Source organism: uncultured Parabacteroides sp. (assembly GCF_947855115.1).
Taxonomy (GTDB): Bacteria; Bacteroidota; Bacteroidia; order Bacteroidales; family Tannerellaceae; genus Parabacteroides.
The window spans coordinates 196,373-219,227 of the sequence record NZ_CANTZW010000002.1; the positions used below are offsets into that span (position 1 = coordinate 196,373).

The 22,855-nt window shown below is 45.9% G+C and carries 18 protein-coding genes; 10 read left to right on the forward strand and 8 right to left on the reverse strand.

Annotated elements, in window-relative coordinates; genetic code table 11:
• The first annotated feature begins 6 nt into the window (after nt 1-6).
• The 5 genes from Q0110_RS02510 (at nt 7) to Q0110_RS02530 (ending at nt 9,955) form a co-directional block, all read left to right on the forward strand.
• The gene (locus Q0110_RS02510; RefSeq protein ID WP_297902464.1) at nt 7-1,533 is read left to right on the forward strand and encodes a sulfatase-like hydrolase/transferase; all 1,527 of its coding nucleotides are present in this window, start codon (nt 7-9) and stop codon (nt 1,531-1,533) included.
• A gap of 99 nt (nt 1,534-1,632) precedes the next feature.
• Complete coding sequence (locus Q0110_RS02515; protein ID WP_297901894.1) at nt 1,633-3,033, forward strand: Gfo/Idh/MocA family oxidoreductase; 1,401 nt, start codon at nt 1,633-1,635, stop codon at nt 3,031-3,033.
• A 148-nt stretch (nt 3,034-3,181) separates the two neighbouring features.
• Complete coding sequence (locus Q0110_RS02520) at nt 3,182-4,438, forward strand: Gfo/Idh/MocA family oxidoreductase (RefSeq protein ID WP_297901897.1); 1,257 nt, start codon at nt 3,182-3,184, stop codon at nt 4,436-4,438.
• Nucleotides 4,439-4,450: 12 nt separating this feature from the next.
• The gene (locus Q0110_RS02525) at nt 4,451-7,915 is read left to right on the forward strand and encodes a DUF1080 domain-containing protein (protein ID WP_297901899.1); all 3,465 of its coding nucleotides are present in this window, start codon (nt 4,451-4,453) and stop codon (nt 7,913-7,915) included.
• 141 nt (nt 7,916-8,056) lie between these two features.
• On the forward strand, nt 8,057-9,955 hold the full coding sequence (locus Q0110_RS02530; RefSeq protein WP_297901903.1) for a PAS domain-containing sensor histidine kinase: 1,899 nt from the start codon (nt 8,057-8,059) through the stop codon (nt 9,953-9,955).
• Here Q0110_RS02530 and upp read toward each other — a convergent pair.
• From upp to Q0110_RS02545, 3 genes are all read right to left on the reverse strand, one after another.
• Nucleotides 9,898-10,551 (reverse strand): uracil phosphoribosyltransferase, encoded by a 654-nt coding sequence (gene upp, locus Q0110_RS02535; RefSeq protein WP_297901906.1) that lies wholly within the window; start codon nt 10,549-10,551, stop codon nt 9,898-9,900. The two genes, Q0110_RS02530 and upp, sit on opposite strands and share 58 nt — an antisense overlap.
• Nucleotides 10,552-10,693: 142 nt before the next feature.
• Complete coding sequence (locus Q0110_RS02540) at nt 10,694-10,978, reverse strand: HU family DNA-binding protein (RefSeq protein ID WP_005856836.1); 285 nt, start codon at nt 10,976-10,978, stop codon at nt 10,694-10,696.
• Between the two features lie 182 nt (nt 10,979-11,160).
• Nucleotides 11,161-11,997, reverse strand: a complete 837-nt coding sequence (locus tag Q0110_RS02545; RefSeq protein WP_297901913.1) for a hypothetical protein — start codon at nt 11,995-11,997, stop codon at nt 11,161-11,163.
• A gap of 100 nt (nt 11,998-12,097) precedes the next feature.
• Here Q0110_RS02545 and murB point away from each other — a divergent pair, with 100 nt between their 5' ends.
• The 4 genes from murB to Q0110_RS02565 all read left to right on the forward strand — a co-directional run bounded on the left by murB (nt 12,098) and on the right by Q0110_RS02565 (nt 17,473).
• Nucleotides 12,098-13,111: a UDP-N-acetylmuramate dehydrogenase gene (murB, locus tag Q0110_RS02550; RefSeq protein ID WP_297901916.1), complete on the forward strand. Its 1,014-nt coding sequence runs from the start codon at nt 12,098-12,100 to the stop codon at nt 13,109-13,111.
• Nucleotides 13,111-13,866, forward strand: coding sequence for an MBL fold metallo-hydrolase (locus Q0110_RS02555; RefSeq protein ID WP_297901919.1), 756 nt, complete (start codon nt 13,111-13,113; stop codon nt 13,864-13,866). Before murB ends, Q0110_RS02555 begins: the two co-directional genes overlap by 1 nt.
• A 115-nt stretch (nt 13,867-13,981) precedes the next feature.
• Nucleotides 13,982-16,360 carry an SLBB domain-containing protein gene (locus Q0110_RS02560; RefSeq protein WP_297901921.1) on the forward strand — a complete coding sequence of 793 codons (2,379 nt, stop codon included), beginning with the start codon at nt 13,982-13,984 and terminating at the stop codon, nt 16,358-16,360.
• 6 nt (nt 16,361-16,366) lie between these two features.
• On the forward strand, nt 16,367-17,473 hold the full coding sequence (locus tag Q0110_RS02565) for a Wzz/FepE/Etk N-terminal domain-containing protein (RefSeq protein ID WP_297901924.1): 1,107 nt from the start codon (nt 16,367-16,369) through the stop codon (nt 17,471-17,473).
• On the opposite strand, the gene Q0110_RS02570 is transcribed toward Q0110_RS02565, so the two are convergent.
• The 4 genes from Q0110_RS02570 to pheS form a co-directional block, all read right to left on the reverse strand.
• On the reverse strand, nt 17,470-18,351 hold the full coding sequence (locus tag Q0110_RS02570; protein ID WP_297901927.1) for a hypothetical protein: 882 nt from the start codon (nt 18,349-18,351) through the stop codon (nt 17,470-17,472). The genes Q0110_RS02565 and Q0110_RS02570 overlap by 4 nt on opposite strands.
• Nucleotides 18,348-18,986 (reverse strand): endonuclease III, encoded by a 639-nt coding sequence (gene nth, locus Q0110_RS02575; RefSeq protein WP_297901930.1) that lies wholly within the window; start codon nt 18,984-18,986, stop codon nt 18,348-18,350. The genes Q0110_RS02570 and nth overlap by 4 nt, the downstream gene beginning before the upstream one ends.
• Before the next feature lie 171 nt (nt 18,987-19,157).
• Nucleotides 19,158-19,544, reverse strand: a complete 387-nt coding sequence (crcB, locus tag Q0110_RS02580) for a fluoride efflux transporter CrcB (RefSeq protein WP_297901933.1) — start codon at nt 19,542-19,544, stop codon at nt 19,158-19,160.
• A 70-nt stretch (nt 19,545-19,614) separates the two neighbouring features.
• Nucleotides 19,615-20,634, reverse strand: coding sequence for a phenylalanine--tRNA ligase subunit alpha (gene pheS, locus Q0110_RS02585; protein ID WP_297901936.1), 1,020 nt, complete (start codon nt 20,632-20,634; stop codon nt 19,615-19,617).
• A 167-nt stretch (nt 20,635-20,801) separates the two neighbouring features.
• Between pheS and Q0110_RS02590 the strand changes: the two genes are divergently transcribed.
• Nucleotides 20,802-22,076 (forward strand): hemolysin family protein, encoded by a 1,275-nt coding sequence (locus tag Q0110_RS02590; protein ID WP_297901940.1) that lies wholly within the window; start codon nt 20,802-20,804, stop codon nt 22,074-22,076.
• 51 nt (nt 22,077-22,127) lie between these two features.
• Here the strand turns inward: Q0110_RS02590 and Q0110_RS02595 are convergent, their stop codons facing one another.
• Nucleotides 22,128-22,853: a porin family protein gene (locus Q0110_RS02595; protein WP_297901943.1), complete on the reverse strand. Its 726-nt coding sequence runs from the start codon at nt 22,851-22,853 to the stop codon at nt 22,128-22,130.
• Between the last annotated feature and the right edge of the window lie 2 nt (nt 22,854-22,855).

Consider the following 22,855-nt stretch of genomic DNA (forward strand, 5'->3'; position numbering starts at 1 on the left):
TAAATGATGAATAAGTATTGTATAATAAGTGTGTTGGCAGGGGTTTCCTTGCCAACAGCTTTAATGGCTCAATCATCTCCCCGGCAACCAAACGTGGTGATTATCGTGGCCGATGATCTCGGGTATGGGGATTTAAGCTGTTATGGGGCCCATCGCATACAAACTCCGGGAATGGATCGTATCGCCAATGAAGGCATACGCTTTACGCAAGGTTATTGTACGGCGGCGACTTCTACTCCCAGCCGGTACTCCTTGCTTACCGGATTATATCCTTGGACAAATAAGGATGCCAAGATATTACCTGGCAATGCGGCTCTGATTATCAATACTCGACAGGTTACTTTGCCGAAGGTGATGAAGCAAGCGGGCTATGTCACCGGTACGGTCGGTAAATGGCATCTGGGATTAGGTGACGGGGCGGTAGACTGGAATAAGTTGGTTTATCCCGGGGCGAAAGAGATCGGTTATGATTATTCTTTTATACAAGCCGCTACCAACGACCGGGTTCCTTGTATCTTTATCGAGAATGGAAGAGGGGTAAACCTTGATCCGGATGATCCTCTCTACGTTAGTTATAAGGAGAATTTTCCCGGGGAACCGACAGGAAAGGATAATCCTGAATTGTTGAGAATGCATCCGAGCGTCGGACATGCCGGATCCATCGTAAATGGCGTGCCTCGTATAGGTTTCCAGAAAGGAGGCAAGACCGCCCAATGGAAAGATGAGGATATGGCCGAATTGTTCCTTGAGAAAGCGAAAGGTTTCATGAAAGAGAATAAAGACAAACCTTTCTTTTTGTACTATGGCTTGCATCAGCCGCATGTTCCTCGCATACCGAACGAGAGATTTGCGGGTAAGTCGGGGATGGGACCTCGCGGAGATGTTATCTTGGAAGCGGATTGGTGCGTGACGGAATTCTTGAAGGAGATGGATAAGTTGGGGCTGACGGAAAATACATTGGTTATTTTCACTAGCGACAACGGACCGGTTCTGGATGATGGTTACCAGGATCAAGCCGTGGAACTGGTAGGGGATCATAAGATGGCCGGACCGCTTCGCGGAGGGAAGACGAGCTTGTATGATGGCGGTACTTGTATCCCGTTTATGCTTCGTTGGCCTGCGGAAGTTAAGCCGGGTACCGTATCGGATGCGTTGGTTTGCCAGATGGATTTGTTGGCTTCGCTGTCGGCGTTGGTTGGACAAGCCTATTCGGATAAGGTGGATAGCCAAAATACCCTGCCTGTCTTTTTGGGAAAAGGCGGTAACGGGCGAAAGGAGCTTGTCTTGGAAGGCTATTTCAATTATGCGTTGCGTGACGGGAACTGGGTAATGATCCCACCGTATCCGGATACCTATGGAGACGCGGAAGAAGCGGCCTTTGCCGGGAACAGCGGCTGCTATCAATTATATAATGTAAAAGAAGACGTCGGCCAGCAAGTCAATTTGGCGGAAAAAGAACCGAAAAGACTTCGACAGATGATGATGACCTTCGAAAGGCTAAAAAGGGAAACCGGAAAGATAACGGATTTTTAGTCTTGGACTCTTTATTTTTCAAAATACTTGATAACGTTTTGATTGAAAAAACATTTTCTTAATTTTGTATCTTCAAAACACAAACTAATTATAAAATATATGGAAAACACTCGTCGTTCTTTCCTTAAGAAAGTATCTGCCGCCGGCATTGGTGCCGCTGGTTTGGCTATGGCCGGAAACGCCGGAGCTACAACAACCGCCGCTGAACCCCAAAAGAAAAAAACAGCCGGTAAAGATGATGGTAAATTACGTTTCGGTTTTATTGGAACGGGTTCCAGATGCCATGAGCATATTAATAATGTATTGGCGATCCCCGGTAATAAGATCGTGGCGATTTGTGATATCCAACAGGGTCCGATCGATAGCACCTTGAAACATATCGCTAAATTTAATGTGCCTGTACCGAAAGTATACAAGGGTGGAGAACGTGAATTTGAGCGTATGTTGAATAACGAGGAGTTTGATTGCGTGATCATCGCGAGCCCTTGGGAATGGCATGTCCCGATGTCTGTGGCTGCGATGAAGGCAGGTGTTCCTTATGTGGGAGTGGAAGTTTCCGCTGCCAATACGCTGGAGGAATGCTGGGATTTGGTAAATGTCTCGGAAGCCACGGGAAGCCATTTGAATATCATGGAGAACGTATGTTATCGTCGCGACTGCATGGCTGCGTTGAACATGGTTCGCCAAGGATTGTTCGGCGAGCTGCTACATGCTACGTGCGGTTATGAGCATGATTTGCGTGACGTGAAGTTTAACGATGGGCAACATTATACGTATCAGCCGGGTAGCGGTGATTTGCGTATGGGGCCTACGGCTTTTGCCGAGGCTCAATGGCGTACGAATCATTCCGTACACCGTAATGGCGATATCTATCCGACTCACGGTATCGGACCGGTCGCTAATTGCTTGGATATAAATCGCGGCAATCGTTTCCTTTCCTTGTCGGCTATGGCTACCCAGTCTCGCGGGTTGCACAAGTTTATCGTGGATAATGGTGGCGAGAACCATCCGTTGGCTAAGCTTCGTTTTAACTTGGGAGATATCGTTACCTCTATGATCAAATGCGCGAATGGACAGACGATCATCGTGACTCATGATACGAACTCCCCTCGTCCTTATTCGTTAGGTTTCCGTATTCAAGGAACCGAAGGCTTGTGGATGAATGATGGAGACCATGTATATGTACAAGGTAAATCCAAGCCTCACCGTTGGGATGACTCGGAGGAATGGTTCAAGCAATATGACCATAAATTGTGGGCGCAGCATTCAGCCGAGGCTGCCGAGGCCGGACACGGTGGTATGGACTATATCATGATGTACGACTTGATCAATGCGATCCGGAATAAGAAGCCGGCTCCGATGGATTGCTATGACGCTGCTGCTTGGAGCGCTATTTCCGGCTTATCGGAGATGTCGATCGCTCGTGGTGGTGCTTTGGTGGACTTCCCGGATTTCACCCGAGGACAGTGGATTCGTCGCCAGCCGCAGTTCGCTTTGTAAAGGATTTTCATAAAATAGGGGGGGAAGGATGTCTCATTTTGAGGTATCCTTCTCTTTTTTTGTGTACATTCTTCTTGCCTCTTCAAGTATTATGATTACTTTTGTCATTCAAGTTAATCTATTCTATCTAATTTTTTAAATTCGTACTATGAAGACAAACAGAAGAGACTTCCTGAAGACTCTTGGAGGAATCGCGGTATTTACGATTGTACCGCGCCATGTGTTGGGTAATGGATTCATCGCTCCAAGTGATCAGTTGACAAAAGGAATTATCGGTACAGGCGGTATGGGACGCGGGCATGTGGATTATGCCGGGACTCGTCTTGTTGCCGTGTGCGATGTCGATAAGAATCATCTGGAACTAGGCAAACAACTGGTAAAAGATAAGATCGCCGCATACCATGACTTCCGCGATCTGATCCTCGATCCAAATGTGGATATCGTTCATATAGCTACACCTCCTCACTGGCATGGTATCATGTCTGTCGAGGCTGCTAAGGCCGGAAAAGATATTTGGTGCGAGAAACCGATGACCCGTACGATCGGTGAGGGTAAACGGGTGATGGAAGCGGTGAAGCAATACGGGCGTATGTTCCGTTTGAATACGTGGTTCCGTTTCGCGGACCCGTTCTATGGATTGGGTACTCCCGTGAAACCTTTGAAGAAACTGGTTCAAAGCGGCATGTTGGGATGGCCTCTAAAAGTGACGATCAGTAAACATACCGGCTTCGACTGGAAATTCTATTGGGTCGGGAAAGAATATCTGGAACCACAGTCGGTGCCCAGCGAGCTGGATTATGATTTCTGGTTAGGTCCGGCCCCTTACAAGCCTTATAACCCGCACCGCGTGCATCAGACATTCCGCGGATACTGGGATTACGATGGTGGCGGTTTAGGCGACATGGGACAGCATTATATCGATCCTGTACAATATTTCTTGGGAAAGGATGATACCAGCCCGGTAAAGGTGGAAGTAGACGCTCCGCAACAACATCCGGACGCTGTGGGTACTTGGCGCTCGATCACGTATACCTATGAGGATGGCTGCCAGATCGTACTCTGGGGTGGTGATTACGGAGACCCGGACACGCCTTATATTTCCGGACCGAACGGTAATGTATATAAGAATTTCGTGTGCGATATCCCGGATTGGGAGAAAAAGTTATCCGATTATCCTGAACCCGAGCCGCAGGTTACCGACTTTATCGAGTGCGTGAAGACCCGTCAGCCTTTTGCCTTGAATGAGCGTAATGGCTTCCGTTCCGCTACGATCGTGAACATGGGTGCCGTAGCCCTTCGTTTGAATCGTACGCTTCACTTTGATCCCGTAAAACTGGAATTTATTAATGATGAGGCCGCTAATCGCCTGTTGGACCAACCGATGAGAGCACCTTGGAATATCTAAACACGTACACATATGAAAAAAGTATATATATCGATTGCCAGCTTATTGTTGAGCTGTAGCATGTTAATGGCTCAAAGCCCGGCTAACCGTACCTCAAAAACAATTGTGGCCGATGTATTGGCGCAGATGCCGGCAGAACAACAAGCTGAATATAACAAATTAATTAACGACCTGAGTTCTACTGGCGAGGAAGGGGTCTTGATGTTAATAAACAAGATTAACGCCCCGGGGAAAGGCAGTAACTCGAACGTGGATTATGCCTTGAGCGGGTTGACTCATTACGTGATGGCGAAAGGTGAGGAGAAGGCTCGCCTGGTAACGGCCAACGCATATCTGAAAGCTTTGGATAAAGTGAGCGACCGGGAGACAAAGGCTTTTATTATCCGGCAGATTCAATTATTGGGAAAAGACGAGTGCGTGGATGCGCTGGCAGGTTATTTGAATGATGAGAGTCTAAGCGGCCCTGCGGCTCGTGCGTTGTCCGCTATCCGTACCGATAATGCGAAGAAAGCTCTGGTAACCTCTTTGATGCGTCGCTCGGGTACTCCGAAGACGCAGAAAGACATCATCCGTGCGATTGCCGACGTACAAATCGCCGATGCGGAAAATGTATTGAAGGCGATGCTTGGTTCCGGCGACGAGAATATGCAGAAAGAAGTTCTTTATGCGTTGGGCCGGGTTGGATCTAAAGCTTCTTTGAAGGATTTGGCCGCGGCAGCGGAGAAAGCCGGTTATACGATGGAAAAGACAGGGGCTAACGAGGCGTATATCGCTTTGATAAAACGTGTCCTTGAGCAAGGGGATACCAAGGATGCGGAGAAAGCGGCGAATGATTTATTGAAGAAATCTACGAAAGCGGGCATGACACAAACTCGTGAGGCCGCTCTTCAGATTCTTTTGGCCGCTAAGCCGGAGGTTGCTACAAAGAATTTGTTGTCTGCGCTGAAAGATCCGGATAAGGGATATCGTAACGCGGCCTTGAATTTCGCCTCGGGTTTCGCTGATCAAAATGTCTATATCGAGGTCATGAAATACATGTTAAAGGCGAAGCCGGAAGCTAAGGTGGATATATTGAATTGGATAGGCCGCGAGAGCAAATGCCCGTCCAAACATGACGTGATCAAGAATTTGGAACTTCGTTTTGATTTACCGGCTCGACAAGTTCTCTTGGATCAGTTGAAAGATAAAAGTTTCGATGTACGGCAGGCCGCTGTTTGGGCCTTGGTTAAAATCGGAGACAAGAGCGTCATTCCCGTTTTGGCGAATTTGTTGAAGAGCGAGGATAAACAAATGATTTTATTGGGCCAAGATGCTTTGATGGCATTTAACGGGGATATTGACCAAGCGGTCGCTAAAGCAATTCCATCCGCTTCCGATGCTGGAAAGATCGCCGGATTGGAGTTGTTGTCGATACGTATGGCCGACGCTAACCTGAATACGGTGCTGGATCAGATTAAAACCGGTTCTCCGGAGGTGAAGAAAGCTGCGTATACCGCATTGAAAGACGTGGTGTCTGAGAAGGATTTCACTTTGTTGTGTGGAATGCTAGAGACCGCGGAGGCTTCCGCTATTGAGCCGATTCAAGATGCGATCATTGTCGCTATCTCAAAGCAGCCGGCGGCTACTCAAGTATCCAACGTGAATCGCCGTATGATACAAGCAGGGGATAGCAAGAGATATCTCTATTATAAGGTGTTATCGGCGACTGGCGAGAAGGAGGCCTTGGCTACAATCGTGGAAGGCCTGAATAAAGGCAATGGGGCGGCTAAGGATGCGGCATTCGATGCTTTGTTGGTGTGGAAGGGTATCGAGGCTGCCGATGAGCTATTTGCGGTTTGTCAATCTACCTCTTCCGACCAAGTATTTGATAAAGCGTTGAAGCGTTATGTACAATTGGTTTCTGATCCGGTATTTACGGGAGAGAATCGTTTGTTAAGCTTGCGGAAGGTCATGGAGATCGCCCGGACGAGCGAGCAGAAAGCTCTTATTTTACGTCAGATCCAACGGGCAGATACATTCTTGGCGTTGATGTATGCGTCGGAGTTCCTAGACTCGAATGACGCGGCTGTCCGCTCGGCGGCTGTTTATGCGATTTGGAATATCGCCCGTAACCATCCGGAATATAAGGGTGACAACGTGAAGGCGATCTTAAGACGTGTATTGACCATGTTTGACGGGGAAGACGCTCGTTACGATATCGATGCCTTGAAGCAACATTTGGATGCGATGCCGGACGAGGTAGGCTTTGTCTCCCTCTTTAATGGTAAGGACTTAACAGGCTGGAAAGGCCTGGTTGAGAATCCGATTGCCCGTGCGAAAATGAAACCGGCCCAATTGGAGAAAGCGCAGGAGAAGGCAGATGAGAATATGCGTCGCGACTGGAAAGTCGAGAATGGCTTATTGGTATTTGACGGTACAGGGTACGACAACTTATGTACGGAGAAACAATATGGCGATTTCGAGATGTACGTGGACTGGATGTTAGATCCGAAAGGTCCCGAGGCTGATGCCGGTATTTATCTGCGCGGCACGCCTCAAGTGCAGATCTGGGATACTTCCCGGGTGAATGTTGGCGCACAAGTAGGTTCCGGTGGTCTATACAACAATCAGGTAAATGAAAGCAAACCTTCGAAAGTTGCCGATAATAAACTAGGAGAGTGGAATACTTTCTATATTAAGATGATCGGTGACCGTGTAACGGTTGTCTTGAACGGAGAAAAGGTGGTGGATAATGTGATCTTGGAAAACTTCTGGGATCGTAAGCTTCCGATTTTCCCGGTTGAGCAAATTGAGTTGCAAGCTCATGGCAGTAAGGTTTATTACCGGAATATATACGTGAAAGAGCTAGAGAAACAAGAACCGTTCAAGTTGTCTCCGGAAGAAGAAAAAGAAGGGTTCAAAATCCTGTTCGACGGAACGAATATGCATGAATGGACAGGAAACACGGTAGATTATATCTTGGAGGATGGCTGTATTTCTATGGTCCCAAGTAGTAGTTTCGGAGGTAACCTATATACGAAGAAGGAATACGGAAACTTTATCTATCGTTTTGACTTCCAATTGACCCCGGGAGCGAATAACGGAGTCGGTATCCGTGCCCCGATGGAAGGAGATGCCGCTTATGTAGGTATGGAGGTGCAGATCTTGGATTGTGAGCATCCTATCTATAGCGATATCACTCCTTTGCAGCATCATGGTTCCGTATATGGTATCATTCCGGCTCGTGAGAATCATTCGGAAGTGCTCAAGCCGGTTGGCGAATGGAATACGGAAGAGATTATGGCAGACGGCGATCATATTCGTGTGACGGTGAATGGAGTCGTGATCTTGGATGGGAATATAAGGGATGCCGTGAAAAATGGCACGCCAGACGGAAAAGAGCATCCAGGATTGTTTAATAAGAAAGGCCATATAGGTTTCTTAGGACATGGTTCCCCCGTTAAATTTCGTAATATTCGCATCAAGGAACTGAAATAATTTGTATCAGGAATTCTAATTATAGAAAGAGATTGTCTCGATTAATCCCGGGACAATCTCTTTTTTTATTATAGCGGATTTATGCTATTTAAATTATATCTTTGTGCGGTCATGAGATAATTTTATTAGAGGAATATTTTTATGGAGGGAATACAGGCTACTCAATTCGATCAATATAAATTATTGGCTAGAGCGGAAGTCGGCTTATGGGAAGCCGATTTTGTACAGAGAAGTTATATCTGTTCCGATTATTTGATGAGTATATTGGGAAAGAAAGGGAATAATCTTTCTTTTTTTGAGTTCTACCATATAATCCGGGAAGATTTCAGGGATCTGATTACCAAGGATTTTCTGTCGATTCAGTCTGTGGATACGTATGAGCAGGTATTTCCGATAATAACGCCAACAGGAGAGAAATGGGTACGTTCCAGATTGTGTGAGCGTGAATTGGATAATGGGGTATGTGTGAAAGCTTTGGGTATATTCCAGATTTTGCCTGATTTTAGGTTGAAAGAGGAAAAGATCGAAAAGATGGTCGAACATAATGAGACGGTCTTTCGTAAACTATATGCGAATCTGCCCGTGGGTGTCGAGCTTTATGACAGAGACGGTTATCTGATAGATTTGAACGAGAAGGATATGGAGATATTCGGTATCCGATCGAAGATGGATGTCTTAGGGGTCAATATTTTTAGCAATCCGATTCTTCCTAAAGATGTGATCAAGAAACTCAAGGAAAATAAACCCGTGAATTTCCGGCTGAATTATCCATTTAAAAAGGTCGATAATTATTATAATACCTCAAAGGTAGGGGAGTTGGATATCATGACCAAGGCCCGTATCTTATATGACCAAAGAGGCGAACCTTCCTGTTATTTACTTATTAATTTTGATAATACGGAAAAGATGATCGCTTATAACCGTATCGCTGAGTTTGAGAATGTATTTACATTGGTCAGCGTATACGCCAAGGTTGGTTACGCCCTTTATGATTTATATTCGTTTGAGGGATACGCTATTAAGCAATGGTATGAGAATATGGGCGAGAAAGACGGAACTCCCTTGTCCCAGATTATCGGGGTCTATTCGTACATCCATCCCGATGACGCGAAACATATAAACTCGTTCTTCGAGAAAGTGAGGCAAGGTAAGGCGCATCATTTCCGCAGGGAAATACGTGTGAAGTCCGGTGACGGATGGAAATGGATTTGTGCCAACATTACCCGTAATCCTCAAAGCGTGGATCCGGATAAGCCGGAGATGATATGCATTAATTATGACATCACGGAGTTAAAAGACTCCCAATTGAAGAAAGAGAGGGCAGAGGAACTGGATCGTTTGAGGTCTGCTTTTCTTGCGAATATGAGCCATGAGATTCGTACGCCGTTGAATGCTATTGTTGGTTTCTCTCAATTACTGACAGATACGAACGATCCAGAGGAGAAACGTGAGTTCGTGGAAATCATCAACAGTAATAATCAAATGTTGCTTCAATTGATCAGTGATATTCTGGATTTAGCTAAGATCGAGTCCGGTACGATGGATTTCAAGCTGGCCGATATGAATGTGAAAGAGGTGGTCAACGAGATCATGACCTCTTTCCGTATCAAAATGCCGGATAATGTTGTCTTGATCGCCCCCGACGATTTGCCGGAATGCCAAATCTATAGCGATCGTATGCGGCTGATACAAGTAATCTCCAATTTCCTCAACAATGCGATCAAATATACGAGTAAAGGCTCTATCACCCTAGCTTATGAGATCGTAGGAGACGAGATAAGATTCTCCGTGACCGACACGGGAGAGGGGATGAGCCAAGAGATACAAGCCCATATCTTTGATCGTTTTTACAAAGGAGATACGTTTAAGCAAGGTACGGGCTTGGGGCTCTCTATTTGCGAGACTATCGTAAATAGGCTAGGCGGCCGGATCGGGGTGAGTTCCGAACTGGGAAAAGGCAGTACGTTTTGGTTTACGCATCCTTATTCCTTCTCGCCGAACGCTAAATCTCCGGCATCGCCTAATCCGGGAACGATATAAGAATGATCGTCGAGGTCATTATCTAATGCGGCGATCCAGATCGTAGTCTTGTCATCCGGCATCTTTTTCTGTATATATTCCAGGGCTTGTTTGCTCGAGATGATAGAGGCTACATGTACATGGGCGGGGACTCCTTTTGTCAGCAAGGCCTCGTATGCCAGTTCCATGGAACTTCCGGTGGCCAACATCGGATCTGAGATGATCAGGGTCTTACCCGTTAAGCTGGGAGAGGCGATGTATTCAATATGAATGTCGAAATTCAAGCGGTCTTTATATTTACGGTATGCGGAGACAAAAGCGTTCTCGGCGTTATCCAGATACCGGAGGAAACCTTGGTGGAATGGAAGCCCGGCACGTAAGATCGTACTGATCACGATCGGGTCGTCGGGTGTATTCATCGGGGCTATACCTAGTGGAGATTGGATGTCTTTCGTGCTGTAATGAAACTCCTTGCTGATCTCGTAAGCCATGATTTCCCCGATACGCTCAACGTTACGGCGGAAACGAAGGCTGTCTTTTTGTATGTCTACGTCTCTAAGTTCTGCTACGAACTTGTTTAATATGGAGTTTGTATCTCCAAGATTAATGATTCTCATGAGTCTTTTTTGAGCTCAAAAGTAATCATTTCCGGACACTAAAAAACATAAGTATGAAGTTTTTCATCCATGCTTATTGAATGAAGAATTTCAACTTATGTTTTTTAACCTTTTACTAAGGGGGAGACGCTCTATGGCGTTATTACTTCAGGTGGGCGTTCATTGCCTCGAGGAGGAATTTACCCGGTTTGAATTTTACGGTCGTACGAGCGGGAATCATTACCGGAGTTCCTGTTTTAGGATTTCTGGCGAGACGTTGTGTTTGCGGCCTTGGGATAAGTGTCCCGAATCCGACAAGTACGATTTCCTCATTCTCAGACATGCGCTCTGTTACGATCTCGATGTAAGCGTCCAATACTTTCTTTGCTTCTTGCTTTTGTAACCCGGTCTTGTCTGCTAAAGCCTCTATAAGTTCTGCTTTGTTCATAAATACAAATTTTTTTAATTGTTAAACACCACAAATGTACACTTTGATGTTGGTTTTATAGTTACGTTTTGCAAAGATACATTTACATTTGAGTTTCTTATTAAACAAGGCCTGCGTGTGTTTGTTACATTTTTAAGAATAAAAAATGTTAAATGTATATCAATTTGTGAATTTCAGAACGTTTATTGAAACTTGATATACCCTATTCGTGTGTACTTAGTATTACGGGACTCTATGTGTTTTAAGACCTTCGCGGAAATCAAGGTTAATTTTTCCCCTACTTGGAAAGCGTGAGCGCCCGGAGGCAAGGTTTGCGTAGTAAGACTGCGATCTTTCGCTTTTATTCTTAATAAGAAATAATTTCCGGCGATGTCTACGGCCGTGAGCAATTGATCTACATAAAAATACTCGGTGCCGCGGATGATCCGGGTCTTGTAGGAATCGTCTTCTATGCGGACTCTGGTGATCGTCAGCTTTAAATCGCTCAGTTTCTCTCCCGGTGTCCCGACAAAGCGGCTTACGGGCATTTTATATTTCTTGCGGGTCTGTAGGTCTAGATAGATTTTGCTGTAGGTCACGGCCAATTCTTTAAAGCGCATCTCACTTTTTACGCGAGGCTCGTATTTGTCGGCGATCCAAACGACATATCGGGGATCAATCGTATAAATATCATATAAATGATATCCTCTGTATTTGCCAAAGGAAATGATATCATCACCGTTATCGGGAGAATCTTTAATATCTGTCGTTATATATAAAGGCAGGAAGGAGTTGTTTACCATTTTAATCGCCTTGTTTACCGAGCTTATGACGTTCAAGTCGAGATTCGCCAAATAGACCGTCGGGTGATAGATGGCCGAGGGGGTAAAGAACCAAAGGGTGTAATATAAGGTCTTTGAGGTAGGCAAAAGAATGTAGTACCGCCCTTTGTCGGACGTTTTTCCCCGGTTGAACGCATTTAACTTGTCGAGGATCATTTTCTGTATCTCACCGGATATGCCGGACGTGTTCTCATCCATACGATCGACTCTATGTACAAATCTATTAAAAAAATCCGGAACCACATAATTTGTGGATGAGTTATTTATAACTACTTTTGTCCTAAAAATAAAATAAACGATGAGAATTGAGCAGAATTATTCGTTGGAGAAACACAATACCTTCCATCTTCCGGTAAAGACACGTTGGTTTATGGAGTATGAGACAGAGGAAGAGTTACAACAAATCTTGCATGATGAGTACTTTCAGGAATGTTTGTCCTTGCACATAGGGAGTGGAAGCAATCTGTTGTTTATCAATGATTATAATGGCATTATCGTCCATTCTCGAATCAAGGGGATTTCTGTCTCGGAAGAAACGGACGAATACGTATCGCTCCGTGTCGGGGCGGCAGAGATTTGGGACGATGTCGTGGCATACGCCGTATCGAAAGGATGGGGAGGCATAGAGAATCTCTCCTTGATACCCGGCGAGGCTGGAGCGGCCGCTATTCAGAATATCGGCGCTTATGGCGTAGAGATCAAAGACGTGATCGAGAGCGTGGAAGCTTACAACCAACTGACGTTCGAGAAACGGACGTTTACGAATAAGGATTGCGAGTATGGATATCGTGATAGTTATTTTAAGAATGAGCACCATGATCCCCACATCATTACTTATATCACGCTCCGGTTATCCAAGAATCCTTGCTTCTCGGTAGATTATGGGAATTTGAAGGAAGAGTTGGCGGGGTATCCGGAAGTCACCTTGGAAGCGGTCCGTGAGGCTGTCATGACGATTCGCAAGCGGAAACTTCCCGATCCGGAGGTGCTAGGCAACGCCGGCAGTTTTTTCATGAACCCGATAATCACGACGGGACATTTTGAGAAATTGAAAAAGCGATATCCGGAAATACCCTCTTATCCCGCCTCGGAAGGGAAGGTCAAGGTTCCGGCCGGTTGGTTGATTGAGCAATGTGGGTTCAAGGGGAAAAAACATGGATCGGTAGGTGTTTACGAGAAACAGGCGTTGGTATTAGTGAATTTAGGAGATGCCCGGGGGCATGAGATCGCGTTGGTGGCAGAGAGTATCCGTACCGCCGTAAAAGATCATTTCGGTATAGAGCTTATGCCTGAGGTTAAATATGTGGGATAATGAAAATCGTTTTTTTAGGAACAGGAACGTCTACGGGCAATCCTGAGATAGGTTGCCAATGCGAGGTATGTACCAGTGCGGACCCCCGCGATTGGCGTATGCGAGCCTCGATCTTGGTAGAGACGGAAGGGAAACGGATATTGATCGATTGTGGACCGGATTTCCGTTGGCAAATGATAACCAATAAGATTTACCATTTTGACGCGGTCTTGATAACCCATGAGCACTACGATCATGTAGGAGGCTTAGATGATCTGCGCCCATTCGGTCGGTATAAGGATGTGGATATTTATGCGGAAGACAATGTGGTGGAGGCGATAAAGACCCGTATCCCTTATGTATTTCGGGAACATAAATATCCGGGGGTGCCAAACCTTGTCTTGCATACGATCGGGACTAAGCCCTTTGAGGCCGCCGGCGTCACGGTCATCCCTGTCCGTGTCATGCATGCCAAATTACCGATCTTGGGTTTCCGTATCGGTAATATGGCTTATCTGACCGACCTTAAATATCTACCGGAAGAAGAATACGCCAAACTGGAAAACCTTGATGTATTGATCATTGACGCTCTTCGGAAAGGAGAGCACCAATCACACGAGAGCTTGGAGGAAGCCCTTGCGAATATATCCCGTATCCGGCCCAAGGAGGCCTATTTAATCCATATGAGCCATCGCATAGGATTACATGCGGTTGTTGAAAAAGAGTTACCTCCGCATGTACATTATTCATATGATGGATTAACAGTGAGTTTTTAAGTCATATATTAAAAAAGATTCTTTATCTTTGCGGCTGAAAATCTAGAGAATAGCTGCTTTTTAAGTTAGTCGCTTATAGCAGGAGTGGTATATAATAAAAACAATAATAGACTGTATGAATTTATCGTTTAAGAACGTACTATGCGTATGTTGCTTATTACTGTCGGGCTCTGTGTGCGCACAGGTTCCGCAAGATTTAATTGACAAGGCGAAAGCCGCTGGAATGTCGGAGACGCAGATCCAGCAGGAACTAGCCAAGCGTATGAAACAAGAGGAAGGGGCGGGCAGGTCTCAAGTTACCGCTACCGATGCGAAGGTTAGCGACCGGGTGATGCCGGTGACCGATGAAGTACAATCCTTGGAAGCCCAACGTAGAAACAATCTTCCCGAATCGGCTTTAGAGAATACCGTGTTCGGGCGTGAGATTTTCTCGAACAAAAACTTATCTTTCGCCCCGGATTTAAACATCCCTACTCCTAAAGATTATGTGCTTTCTGCTGGTGACGAGTTATTGATTAATGTGTGGGGTGATTCAGAGCTAAACTTAAAATTGAAGATTTCTCCGGACGGTACGATTCTTGTACCCAATCTAGGCCCGGTCTCTGTCAGTGGATTGACGATTGACGGAGCGGAGACCCGTTTGCGCCAAGAGTTGAGCCAGATCATGTCTACGCTGTCTGGTTCTGGAGAAGGTAATACATTTGTTTCCGTAAGTTTGAGCCAGATTCGTAGCATGAAGGTGAACATTGTCGGCGAGGTAGTAGCCCCGGGTACATATACGTTGCCCTCGTTCGCTACTTTGTTCAATGCCTTGTATGCCGCGGGAGGTGTAAACAAGATCGGTTCTTTGCGTAGTATCAAGGTATACCGCAATAGCAAGGAAATCGCGAATCTTGATGTGTACGACTATTTGTTGAACGGAAAATATACCACGAATGTCCGTCTGGAAGAGAATGACATGATTATGGTAGGCCCGTATGACCAGTTGGTGGCGGTGCGAGGCAAGGTAAAACGTAACCGTGTTTTTGAGTTGCGTAAAGGCGAGACCTTGAAACAACTGTTGGATATGGCCGGTGGATTTACCGGCGATGCCTACACGAAAGACGTACAGGTGAAACGGAAATCCGAGAGTCGTTATCAGATCTCTACGGTTTCCGAGAATGAGTTCGCTTCTTTTGTGATGCAAGATGGTGACTCTTTGCGAGTGGATTCCGTCATTCCTTTCTATGAGAATCGTTTGATCGTGACGGGAGCCGTATGGCGTCCGGGCGAGTATGAGTTGAGCCCTTCGGTCCGGACGGTGAAACAATTGGTAAAACAGGCTGCGGGCCTTAAGGGAGATGAGTTCGCCGGTCGTGCGTTGATTACTCGCTTAAACCCGGATTTCACGACAACGATGATCGCTGTGGATATACGTGGTATCTTGAACGGTACGGCGCCGGACGTGGAGCTGCAAGCGGAAGATCAATTAAGCATACCTTCCTTGTTCGATTTGCGCGAGCCCTATACGATCAAGGTGGGTGGAGCCGTGAATTATCCGGATACGGTGCTTCCGTATCGTCATAACCTGACGATAGAGGATGCTATCATGATGGCCGGAGGTTTAAGAGAGTCTGCGTCTTCCATCAATGTAGAGGTAGCCCGTCGTGTAAAAGATCCGAGTTCCAACCAGAATCTCAATCGGATAGCGGATGTATATAACTTCTCGTTGAGCGAGGATTTTAAGGTTGGTGCCGGAGATACGATTTTTACGTTGGAGCCGTTCGATGAGGTTTATGTCCGTTTCTCTCCGGGATATCACGAGCAACAGGTTGTGAAAGTGAGTGGCGAGATTACTTTTGCCGGCAACTATGTACTGGCTACGAAGAACGCTCGTTTGAGCGATATTATCGCGAAGGCAGGAGGCGTTACTCCTGAGGCTTATGTAAGAGGAGCCAGCCTGAAGCGTCAGTTGACGGAAGATGAGTTGAAACGCATGGAAACCCTCTTGGCATTGAGTGAGGCGAATAAGCAAAGCCGAGATTCTATCGGCGTGGCGTTGATGAATGTAAAGGATTATTCCGTAGGTATCGACTTAGAGAAAGCCTTGGCGAAGCCGGGTAGTATCGATGATGTCGTGCTCCGCGATGGTGATGAGCTCTATATCCCGCAACTACAAAGCACGGTGAAGATGAGCGGTGCCGTGACTTATCCGAATAGCGTGACTTACACGAAAGGTATGTCGGTCAAGGATTGCTTGTCTCAAGCCGGCGGTTATAACGATATCGCACGTAAGTATCCGATCGTGATCTATATGAATGGCAAGGTCGCCACGACAAAACGTACCGCCATCTTCTTCAAGCGTTATCCGAAAGTGGAACCTGGTTGCGAGATCGTAGTTCCGACGAAGACGCAACGTGAACGCCGAAGCTTGGCTGAGATTATGAGTCTCAGTAGCTCCGCTACCTCTATGGCTGCGATGATTACCTCTATTGTTAACATGATTAAAAACTAATCAGGCATGGATACGATGAATGAGATAAAGACACGAGAGTTGCCCGAGGAGCAGGAGATTGATTTGATTGAGTTGGCGCAAAAGTTGTGGAAAGAGCGTAAGTTCTTATTGAAGGGCTGTGGCATCGCGATAGTGGTAGGCTTGGTAGTTGCCTTCAGTATTCCGAAGGAGTATACGACTACGGTGAAATTGGCGCCGGAGACACAAGATGCCGCGAAGAAGTCCAGTCTTGGCGGTTTGGCCGCTATGGCTGGGATTAACCTTAATACCGCGGCTGGCGCGGACGCTATCTCTCCGGATTTGTATCCGGATGTAGTGCAGAGTACTCCGTTCTTGTTGGAATTGTTTCCGGTACAGGTTACCGATGAGGAAAAGGAATTAAGCACCACTTTATTTGATTATATGAACGACCACCAACGCAAGGCTTGGTGGGGATACGTTATCTCGGCCCCTTTTAAGGCGTTGGGTGCGGTCATGAGCCTGATTTCCGGAGAGGAGGAGGAGTCGGAGGGCTTGAATCCTTATCACTTGACGAAGGAACAAGAAGAGGTGGTGAAGGCTTTGCAAGAGCGGGTATCCGTCTCTGTAGATAAGAAGACCTTGGTTATCACGGCTTCCGTACAGATGCAAGACCCGGTTATTTCCGCTCAGATAACGAAGGTGGTCTTGGAGAACCTTCAGGATTACATAACGAATTATCGTACGCAGAAAGTGAAACAAGACCTTGAGTTCACCCAGAAGGTGTTTGGCGAGTCGCGCGACGCTTATTATAAAGCGCAACGTGCGTACGCTGCTTTCGAGGATGCCAACCGTAATATCATATCTTCCAGCTACCGTACGGAGCAAGAACGTTTGAAGAACGAGATGACTCTTACGTTTAATGTCTATAATACGTTGGCGCAGAAGTTAGAGCAAGACAAATTACGTGTACAGGAGGAAACACCCGTGTATACCGTGATCGAACCGGCTACCGTACCCTTGAAAGCATCTTCTCCTAAGAAGCTGCTGATCTTGGTCGGTTTTGTCTTCCTCGCCTTGTTCGGGTGTATCGGATATTTATTCGTGAAAGATACGTTTGTATCGGCGCTTAAGAAAGCAGAGGCTGATACCTAATTCCCACAAACTGTAAAATACGCCACGGCCTCGTCATGACTGACCTGTGCCGTGGTTTTTATTTGTGGGAATAGCTGATTGATTCTGTTTGTTATCGTATCACAAAGATTTTGGTAAACTTCCTCCGATATTTCCTCATAAGGTTGCTCATTGAAGCAGCAAAGGTTCCCTTCGCTATAGAATAAATCCACTGCCAGCCATTGATTCCTCATCCTCCATTCTGTCGAGTCGTTTATATGCGTGTATAAATCTAACGGAGCGCTAGGGAGAAAGAGATTCATGGTGCTGCTCTTGCCTTTTTTATTGATTAGTTCTTCTAATTCCGGGATGATACGCACGGGATGTGCCTGTTGCCTTTCCATCGTCTCCACCAATAGTTTCCGGTTGTAAGATGCGACAAATATACCCTCGTGATAGTAACAACCCAAGAACAGCTTATCGATGTCCGGATAATATCTTACGGGAATAGAAGCCTCCTCTTGTCGCTGGGCAGGGAAGGCGAACGAAGCGTCCAATTGCTTGAAGATACGTTTCGCCGTATAATTATTCATGGGGACATACAAGATATCCCCTTGTGGATAGTAAGCGATCAGAAAAGATGACAGATCAGGGTTCTCCTGTATCAAAGACAGAAAAATGGAGGATATATGATCCGAGAATACCTTGTGTATATTCTTCATGGGGAGAATCATTCTCTCGAACACAGAAGGATGGTTAATGGCGAAAATAGCCTTGGGGGTCGGGATGATCAGGCCATAAGGATCAGCCGTGGCGACAAGCTGCTCATCGCTCATATTCTTGTAAAAGTACCCCACGCATGAGATCGTAACCAAAAACAAGACAATAAATATCGTTATGTCCTTCTTGCCGATAGTCATGTTTGCTTTAGGAAATATTTACACCAAGGCTTTAACCCGCATTCCTCGCACTTGGGTTTTCGGGCGAGGCAAACATATCTTCCATGTAATATCAGCCAGTGATGGGCTATGGGGATCAGTTCTTCCGGAATGTTCTTCACCAATTCTTTCTCGGTTTCCAAAGGGGTCTTGCTATTATTGGTAAGGCCGATCCGGTTGGATACACGGAATACGTGCGTATCTACAGCCATGGCCGGCTTGTCGTATACGACGGAGGCGATCACGTTCGCCGTTTTTCTCCCTACACCCGGTAGTTTCTGTAGCTCATCTATATCAGAGGGAACCACGCCGTTGAAATCTTCTATCAGCATCTTTGCCATACCCACCAAATGTTTGGCCTTGTTGTTCGGGTAGGATACGCTGCGTATGTATTCATAGACAACTTCCGGTGTGCTGGCAGCCATTACTTCTGGGGTCGGGAATGCCTCGAACAGGGCCGGGGTGATCATATTCACCCGTTTATCCGTACATTGCGCAGATAGGATTACCGCTATTAATAATTGATACGGATCGTCATAATGTAATTCCGTCTCGGCTACCGGGATGTTTTCCTTAAACCAATTTAATACACCCTTATATCTTTCTTCTTTTCGCATTGTTTTCTTGGTTTCTGTTTTTTTCGCATCCGAAAGGTATAACTTTTAATAGGAATATACAAATGGGAATGCACCAAAAATAAACAAGCTTACTGTAGTTTCACGTTTTAGGTTGACTATATTGTATCTTATTGGCAAAGGAAGTTGGCTTGATTAACGTGATTGTTTGTATTATTTAATTATAGAGATAAGATTCTTTCCTAGAATAATTCCCAGAAAGACCGCTATCAGGCCAAGGATATTACTGGCCAATATGTTGAGTAATGCCATTTTATACTCTCCTGTGCGCATAAGCACCATCGTGTCGAGAGTGAATGAGGAGAAGGTCGTGAAACCACCAAAAAGACCGGTGAAGAGGAAGGCTCTTGTATTGATAGAAAAATTATAGGCTTCCGCTATACTCCAGCAGAAGCCAATTAAGAAGGAGCCGATCACATTGACCGACAGAATACCAAAAGGGAAGGAGTAAAGCATCGACCGCTGCACCCACGTGGAAACCCCGAACCGTAGAGCGGACCCGATAGCTCCTCCTATTATTAAAAGAAAAACCTTTATCATATTGCCCCTGTGTGTTTTCCCCGGGCCTGGTTAAGAGCCCGGGGGATGGTAAATGATTTAGGTTTTCAATTTAATTGGCCGACTCAAACTGTCTCAGGAAACGAACATCGTTTTCCGAGAACATGCGTAAGTCTTTTACTTGGTATTTCAAATTGGTAATACGCTCAATACCCATTCCCAATGCGTAGCCTGAATAAATCTTGCTGTCGATACCGCAGTTCTCAAGCACATTCGGGTCTACCATACCGCAACCGAGGATTTCCACCCAACCGGTTCCTTTGCAGAATGGGCAACCTTTACCTCCGCAGATGTTACAAGAGATATCCATCTCGGCAGATGGCTCCGTGAACGGGAAGTAAGAAGGACGTAAGCGGATTTTCGTGTCCGGACTGAACATTTCCTTGGCAAAGAATAACAAGGCTTGTTTCAAGTCGGCGAATGAGACATTCTTATCTACGTATAATCCCTCTACCTGATGGAAAAAACAGTGGGCACGATAGGAGATAGCCTCATTACGATAGACACGTCCCGGACAGATGATGCGGATGGGCGGCTCTTGCCTTTCCATAACGCGTGTCTGTACGGAGGAAGTATGTGTACGAAGCAATACATCCGGATTATGCTGGATAAAGAATGTATCCTGCATGTCGCGGGCGGGATGATCTTCGGCGAAATTCAAGGAAGAGAAGACATGCCAGTCATCCTCGATTTCCGGTCCTTCAGCGATGCTGAATCCCAACCGTCCGAATATATCGCATATTTCTTTCTTAACAAGTGATAAAGGATGACGAGTGCCTAGTTCGATCGGATAAGCCGTACGAGTCAGATCAATATCATCGTCTGCGGTCTGTACGTTCTCAAAGCTTTCTTTTAGTTCGTTGATCTTGCTCTGGGTTATTTCCTTCAATTCGTTCAAGTGTTTACCAACCTCACGTTTCTGATCGGCCGCTACGTTGCGGAAATCATTCATCAACGCTGATATCTCGCCTTTTTTGCTGAGATATTTTATACGTAAAGCTTCTAGTTCCTCGGCATTCGCCGCTTTCATATTCTCTACTTCTTGAAGCAGAGCCTTAATTTTATCGAGCATTTCTAGTCACACTTTGTATTTGTCATGCAAAAGTACGCCTTTCTTTTGAAATTGCAAGGGATTCGTAAGGTTTTTTAGTTAAATGTAAGCGCAGACCTTGGAGATCTTGTTTCGTATATTAAAGTATTTATATATCTTCGCAGCAAAATCAAACTGTAAATTAATTAATGGAAATTGTCATTATTATTGGCCTTATCTTACTTAATGGAATTCTTGCGATGTCGGAAATCGCCTTGGTCTCGGCCCGAAAGGCTAGGTTGGAGACGGAGGCGAAACGCGGAAATAAATCTGCGGGTACTGCCTTGAAGCTGGCGAATGAGCCAGATAGGTTTCTCTCAACCATCCAGATTGGGATTACGTTGATCGGTATATTGACTGGTTTATACTCGGGCGAGGCGCTAGCCCATAATTTCTCTCTCATAATAGCGCGGATCCCTGCCTTGGAACCGTATGCCTTGGGTATCGCTAAAACGACGATCGTCATTATCGTTACGTATCTTACGCTTATATTTGGAGAGTTGGTACCGAAGCGGATTGGCATGAGTTGTGCCGAGAGGGTCTCTATGCTGGTTGCCAAGCCTATGAATTTATTATCCTTGATATCCTCGCCTTTTGTATGGTTGCTCTCTAAGAGCACGGCGTTGGCGGTGAAGATGACGGGCGTGGATACGAAAGAGGAGAACAAGGTGACAGAGGAGGAGATCAAGGCGATCGTGAAAGAGGGCTTCGATGGTGGCGAGGTGCAAGAGGTGGAGCAGGATATCGTGGAACGGGTATTTAATCTTGGAGACCGCGACGTAGGCTCTATCATGACACACCGCAGCGAGCTGGTCTGGTTGGACGTGACGGATAGTACGGAGAAGATACGGGAGAAGGTGGAAGAGAATTTATTCAATATATATCCCGTGGCTTCGGAGAAGTTCGATAATATAGTAGGGGTTGTTTATCTGAAAGACTTGTTCGGAAAGATAGACCAGCCGGATTTCTCGATCAGCCAGGTTCTTCGCCCGGCGCAGTTCGTGCCGGAGAACCAGAGTGTGTACAACGCCTTGGAGTCTTTCAAGCAGACTCACGTGAAATATGGGCTTGTCACGGATGAGTTCGGAGGGATCCAAGGAATCGTCACCTTGAAGGATATTATGGAGGGCTTGATCGGCCAGGTTCCGGAAGTCGGGGAAGAGTCCGAGATCATACAACGTGAGGATGGTACTTGGCTGGTGGATGGCCAGTATTCATTCTACGATTTCTTGGAATATTTTGACATGGAGGATTTATATGCCGAGCATGATTATAATACCTTGAGCGGCCTGATCTTAGAGATTTTGGAACGTGTGCCGAAGACGGGCGAGAAATTAAGATGGCTGGACTTTGAGTTCGAGATCGTCGATATGGATGGTGCCCGGATCGATAAGGTATTGGTTAAGCGTATGAAAGATGATTAAAAGGATGATGCCCATTGTAAGTATTTGCGATGGGCATTATAAGATTGTTTCTTAGAAGAGCACGCCGAGCGAGATGCTCATCACGTTTGTCCGTTTGTCGATATTGATATCGTAATTGATCTCGGGAACTGGGTTGTTGACTTTCTCGAAATCGGATTCTACTTGATTCAACCCAAGCTCATACACGAAATCGAAGAATAATCGTCCAATGCTAACCCCCACGCCGGTAGCTATATTGACTCCGAAAGGGGTATTATCGTTCACGTATTCGATGTGTGTAGTAGAAGACTCTACCGTATATGCGATCTTATAATTGTATTTTAACTTGGGGCCAACCATAAAACTGAGCCCGTAAGGCCCTTTCTTCACTAGGTTATAGCCTACCATTATAGGAATCTCTAATGAATTGGTTCTCATCATCAATAGATCGGAAGTAGCCGCCGGTGTGATGGAGAGTGTATTATCTTCTGGCAGGCTTTGGGGCATTGAAAAACGGATGTTGCCCTCAGAGCGATGCCAAGAGAAACTAGGCTGGAGGAAGAATCGCTCGATATTGACCCGGCAAAAAATCGCCGCTAGATAGCCTACCTTATATTCGATATCTATGTTTTCCGCTTCTTTTCCGTTGATGGAGAGAGAATTTATAATCGGGAAAGTGGCGTTGAACCCCACCTTCGCCCCGAAATTGAATGCCTTATCTTCGATGCGTATAAGGTTCTGGGCTTCTGCCGACAGGCTGAGGTAGAGCAATACCCCTATAAAGTAGACTTTTTTCATGC

Bases quoted from the DNA above. Each gene is read 5' to 3' on its own strand.
- Q0110_RS02530 (WP_297901903.1), top strand. From the start codon at position 8,057: ATGGAGGGAATACAGGCTACTCAATTCGATCAATATAAATTATTGGCT.
- Q0110_RS02510 (WP_297902464.1), top strand. From the start codon at position 7: ATGAATAAGTATTGTATAATAAGTGTGTTGGCAGGGGTTTCCTTGCCA.
- murB (WP_297901916.1), top strand. From the start codon at position 12,098: ATGAGAATTGAGCAGAATTATTCGTTGGAGAAACACAATACCTTCCAT.
- Q0110_RS02565 (WP_297901924.1), top strand. From the start codon at position 16,367: ATGGATACGATGAATGAGATAAAGACACGAGAGTTGCCCGAGGAGCAG.
- Q0110_RS02560 (WP_297901921.1), top strand. From the start codon at position 13,982: ATGAATTTATCGTTTAAGAACGTACTATGCGTATGTTGCTTATTACTG.
- crcB (WP_297901933.1), bottom strand. From the start codon at position 19,544: ATGATAAAGGTTTTTCTTTTAATAATAGGAGGAGCTATCGGGTCCGCT.
- Q0110_RS02520 (WP_297901897.1), top strand. From the start codon at position 3,182: ATGAAGACAAACAGAAGAGACTTCCTGAAGACTCTTGGAGGAATCGCG.
- upp (WP_297901906.1), bottom strand. From the start codon at position 10,551: ATGAGAATCATTAATCTTGGAGATACAAACTCCATATTAAACAAGTTC.
- nth (WP_297901930.1), bottom strand. From the start codon at position 18,986: ATGCGAAAAGAAGAAAGATATAAGGGTGTATTAAATTGGTTTAAGGAA.
- Q0110_RS02595 (WP_297901943.1), bottom strand. From the start codon at position 22,853: ATGAAAAAAGTCTACTTTATAGGGGTATTGCTCTACCTCAGCCTGTCG.
- Q0110_RS02515 (WP_297901894.1), top strand. From the start codon at position 1,633: ATGGAAAACACTCGTCGTTCTTTCCTTAAGAAAGTATCTGCCGCCGGC.
- pheS (WP_297901936.1), bottom strand. From the start codon at position 20,634: ATGCTCGATAAAATTAAGGCTCTGCTTCAAGAAGTAGAGAATATGAAA.
- Q0110_RS02545 (WP_297901913.1), bottom strand. From the start codon at position 11,997: ATGGATGAGAACACGTCCGGCATATCCGGTGAGATACAGAAAATGATC.
- Q0110_RS02590 (WP_297901940.1), top strand. From the start codon at position 20,802: ATGGAAATTGTCATTATTATTGGCCTTATCTTACTTAATGGAATTCTT.
- Q0110_RS02570 (WP_297901927.1), bottom strand. From the start codon at position 18,351: ATGACTATCGGCAAGAAGGACATAACGATATTTATTGTCTTGTTTTTG.
- Q0110_RS02525 (WP_297901899.1), top strand. From the start codon at position 4,451: ATGAAAAAAGTATATATATCGATTGCCAGCTTATTGTTGAGCTGTAGC.
- Q0110_RS02540 (WP_005856836.1), bottom strand. From the start codon at position 10,978: ATGAACAAAGCAGAACTTATAGAGGCTTTAGCAGACAAGACCGGGTTA.
- Q0110_RS02555 (WP_297901919.1), top strand. From the start codon at position 13,111: ATGAAAATCGTTTTTTTAGGAACAGGAACGTCTACGGGCAATCCTGAG.